Here is a 4,061-nt window from a genome sequence, read left to right on the forward strand (position 1 = left end):
TTTTAAATTCTTCAGTAGTTTCACCATCATTATATAAATTAATTTCTGAAATTTTCATTCCTTTAGGTTTTTCTTTTATTCCTTCAATCAAAAATCTATTACTTTCTGTACTACAGTTCTTTTTTATAAGTAGTATTCTTCTTGGCTCAATATGGTTTTCTTTCAAGCCAACTATAGTATCTACCATCCTATCAACTGGTAAAACGGCATAAAATCTTCCTGAATTTTTTAAAACATAATCTGCCGCTCTGAAAAAATCTATTAAATCACTTGAATGTCTCGCCAAATCTTTACTCTTATTTTTCGGTTTTAGCCCTGAACCAAAGTACGGAGGATTTGTAATTACTACATCTGCTATTTGCCTATTCAAAACACTGCCAATATTTTTCACATCAATATTATAATTTTCTATTTTCTCATCAATTTCATTTTCTTCTGCTGATAGTTTCAAAAGATTTAAAGCTTTTTCATTTATTTCAAAGTTTATTATTTTATCAACTCGATTTATAACTCTAAATCCTATTATTCCAAACCCAGCTCCTAAATCAACACATACTCCTTTTGCTTTTGCAAAACTTGTCAATGCTAGTGAATCAAAAGTATATTTAAAATTTTCATCGTCTTGATAAATTATGTATTCTGTTCCTGGTACTATATCTCTTTTCATACCTATAATTTTAACATATTGATGAAATAAAAAAATAGCTCGGTTACCCAAGCTATAATTTTATTATTTCTGTCAATGCCTTATTTCGTTCTATTTTTTCTCTTATTATCTTTTTTCTTTCTTCATAGCCTTGCATTATCGAAAGCTCTTCATCTGTTTCGCCTATAATCTTAGGTACTTTTTCGCCGGGCTTTAATTTTTTAGCAGCATAAGTAACGAATCCAAATGCAGCCAAATATTTTTCTCCGGTAACAGATTTTTCTCCAACAAATTTTAAAAATATCTCCATTGAAGCATCCCCTGTTCCAGAAATAAAAGCTTCTCCAAAAATAAAATCTCCAAGCTGTATAGGATTTACAAAATTAAATTGATCAAATGAAGCAGTTGTAACTGAACCTCTTCTGTGTTTTATAGATACCAATCCAGATAAATTATCTGCCCATTCTAAAAGTCTTGCTCCATAGACACTCCCGCCTTCATTTAAATCATACGGCACTGTAGCGTGTGAAAAAAAGCATTTACTATCCGATGTCTTTTTAGTTGTTGTAAAGTTCTCTTGCAATTTGAGCCCCTATCTTAGCATTGTTCTTTACAAGAGCTATATTTGATTCAAGAGAATTTCCACCTGTTGCTGTCAAAACTCTACCAAGTAAGAAAGGTGTTGTTTCTTTTCCGTGTATTCCCTCTTTCTTTGCATCTATAAGAGCTAATTCAATAGCTTTATTGATTACATTAGCATCCATTTCATCTTCTTCAGGAATTGGATTTGCAACTACAACTCCACCATTTAAACCTAAATCCCATTTTGTGTTAATAGCATTAGCTATTTCAGATGTTTCATCCATCTTATAATCTAAATTAAATCCTGAACTTCTTGTGTAGAAAGCTGGCATTTCTTTAGTTTGATATCCAAATACAGGTACACCAAATGTTTCAAGATATTCAAGAGTAAGACCTATATCCAAAATAGATTTAGCTCCTGCACATACTACAGCAACGTTATTTGACGCTATCTCTTGTAAGTCACGAGAAATATCAAATGTTTCTTCAGCGCCTCTGTGCACTCCACCAATTCCTCCAGTTACAAGAAGTTTTATTCCAGCTAATGAAGCTGTAATAATAGAAGTTGCAACTGTTGTAGCTCCATTTAAGCCATTTGCCACAACATAAGCATAGTCCCTTCTTGAGCATTTTATAATATCTTTAGAAGTTGCCATAAACTCTAATTCTTCTTCTGAAAGACCAACTCTGATTTTTCCATCTATGATTGCAGTAGTAGCCGGAACACAACCATTTTCTCTGACTATTTCTTCACAAGCTTTTGCAGTTTCTAAATTTTGTGGATATGGCATACCATGTGAGATTATAGTTGATTCTAAAGCAACTATAGGCTTTCCACTATCCATTGCCTCTTGAACTTCATCACTTATAACCATATATTTCTTCATTAACTCTTTACTCAACATTTTCCATTTCCTCCTCTATTGATCCAATCGCAACTGTTTCAATCGTAGTAGACTTTGATTTTAATGCCACTCTGCTACAAGCTGTTGCATATTTAAGCTTACTTATTAAATCCATTTTTGTATAATCACCATATACATATCCTGCCATAAAAGCATCTCCTGCTCCCGAAGCATTTTCAATTTTCATAGGTTTTGATTTTATATACAATGAATTATTTCTATCCTTATAAACTAATCCCAATTCACCTATGGTTATTACCACAGATTTTATTCCTTTTTCAAAAAGAATTTCAGATGCTATTTGAGCATCTTCTACAGAATTGATTTCTATTCCACTTAAAAATTGAGCTTCATATTTATTTGCTTTTAAGAAATAAATTTTGTCCAAACATTCCACCAACTTTTCTGCTTTTTTAACAGAAACACAATCGATATAAAATTTTTGTTTTACATCCTTTAAAAGATATTTGATAGTGCTTTCAGGCAAATTTGTATCCATTACTACACAATTTGCATTTTCTATCTTCTTCTTTTTCTTAAATAGCATATCTGGAGTTAATTTTTCAACTATACTCATATCATTTATCGCAAACTCCATATCCCTATCTTCATTCAAAATAGCTAGATAAGTTGAAGTTGGCGTGTCTTGAAAAATAAATACATCATCTGTATTTACCCCTATTTCCTTTAAGCCATTTATAAGCATATCTCCATTGCTATCCTCTCCAAAAGCGCCTATAAAAGACACTGGAGCACTAAGTTTTGCCAGATTCTCACAAATATTTCTACCAACTCCACCACCTGACTTTACTATAGTCCCTGGATTAGAATCTTTTTTTATTATTGTGGAATCCGGATAACCAATCACATCTACATTGGCGCCTCCTATTACTGTAATTAAAGGTGATTCCCTAAAAATATAACGTCTACCTAATATATAGCCTTGCTTCGACAAATTATTGATATGAACCGCCACTGACGAACGTTTAATATTCAATATATCTGCTATTTCCTGTTGAGATATTGTTGGCGTTTTTTTAATAAGCTCCATAATCTCTGATTCACGTGGTGTCATAATACATTCTCCTTTATTTATGTTTAAATTATAAACTTTTATTTGCGTTTGTGTCAAGTAGTTCATTGTAACAATTTCTGCATAGAGGCTCATATTCATCGCTTGCCCCTATAACAATTCTATTGGTATCTTTTGACTTTCTATGCGATACCCAAGCATCAGCACCACACACAGTACACACAGCGTGATGTTTATATAGATAATCTGCTCTTGCCATTAATTCTTTTACTAAATCAAATGGGTTTGCTTCAAAATCCATATCCAACCCTGCCACAACCACTGTCTTTTTCTTTCTTAAGAATTCATCTATTTGATCTAAAATTCGTTGAATATCTCCTTCTAAAAATTGAACTTCATCAATCCCTATTACGTCAACTTTATTATTTTCTATATATTCAGCAATAGTATCTATATTATCACACATCACAGCATTTAAATGTGTATTATCATGAGTTGATATTCTCTGTTCTTCTCCCCTTGTATCCAATTTAGGTTTAAACGCTACAGTTTTATATCCTGCAATTTGAAACCTCTTGATCTCTCTTTCTAAGCTGGAAGTTTTTCCACTAAACATAGAACCTGTGTGTACAATTAACCTACCCCTATATTGATGCATAATTCCTCCCAAATTTATATACTTACTTTTAATTTTTTATTGTTCAATCTTAAAAATAGTATACTATAAATTTGCTAACTTTTATTTAATAAATTTGAAAAATGTAATTTAGACTATTGGATTTCATTAACTTAGATACTATTTTTCTTATTTAGATTATCGCTAAAAATAGACATAAATAAATTTGTTCGACACTACATTTTTGCCTATAAATACTACAAAAATCGCATAAAAAGT

5 protein-coding genes are annotated in these 4,061 nt (G+C 31.4%); all 5 read right to left on the reverse strand.

Features of this window, described 5'->3' with window-relative positions; translation table 11 throughout:
- Positions 1-667, reverse strand: a 667-nt coding sequence (locus HMPREF9129_RS08025; protein ID WP_040552871.1) for a tRNA1(Val) (adenine(37)-N6)-methyltransferase, incomplete at its 3' end; no start/stop codon positions are given.
- Between the two features lie 52 nt (positions 668-719).
- A complete protein-coding gene (locus HMPREF9129_RS08030) occupies positions 720-1,229 on the reverse strand; it encodes an acyl-CoA thioesterase (protein WP_004822369.1) in 510 nt (169 codons plus the stop codon).
- A complete protein-coding gene (locus HMPREF9129_RS08035) occupies positions 1,204-2,133 on the reverse strand; it encodes a pseudouridine-5'-phosphate glycosidase (RefSeq protein WP_004822371.1) in 930 nt (309 codons plus the stop codon). The genes HMPREF9129_RS08030 and HMPREF9129_RS08035 overlap by 26 nt, the downstream gene beginning before the upstream one ends.
- Positions 2,123-3,208, reverse strand: coding sequence for a carbohydrate kinase (locus HMPREF9129_RS08040; RefSeq protein ID WP_040552873.1), 1,086 nt, complete (start codon positions 3,206-3,208; stop codon positions 2,123-2,125). The genes HMPREF9129_RS08035 and HMPREF9129_RS08040 overlap by 11 nt, the downstream gene beginning before the upstream one ends.
- A gap of 28 nt (positions 3,209-3,236) precedes the next feature.
- The gene (locus HMPREF9129_RS08045) at positions 3,237-3,824 is read right to left on the reverse strand and encodes a thymidine kinase (protein WP_004822374.1); all 588 of its coding nucleotides are present in this window, start codon (positions 3,822-3,824) and stop codon (positions 3,237-3,239) included.
- Positions 3,825-4,061: the final 237 nt, after the last annotated feature.

It is taken from the genome of Peptoniphilus indolicus ATCC 29427 (assembly GCF_000227315.1).
Lineage (GTDB): Bacteria > Bacillota > Clostridia > Tissierellales > Peptoniphilaceae > Peptoniphilus > Peptoniphilus indolicus.

Coding starts and splice junctions, on each gene's coding strand:
- HMPREF9129_RS08035 (WP_004822371.1), bottom strand. CDS start 2,133: ATGTTGAGTAAAGAGTTAATGAAGAAATATATGGTTATAAGTGATGAA.
- HMPREF9129_RS08040 (WP_040552873.1), bottom strand. CDS start 3,208: ATGACACCACGTGAATCAGAGATTATGGAGCTTATTAAAAAAACGCCA.
- HMPREF9129_RS08045 (WP_004822374.1), bottom strand. CDS start 3,824: ATGCATCAATATAGGGGTAGGTTAATTGTACACACAGGTTCTATGTTT.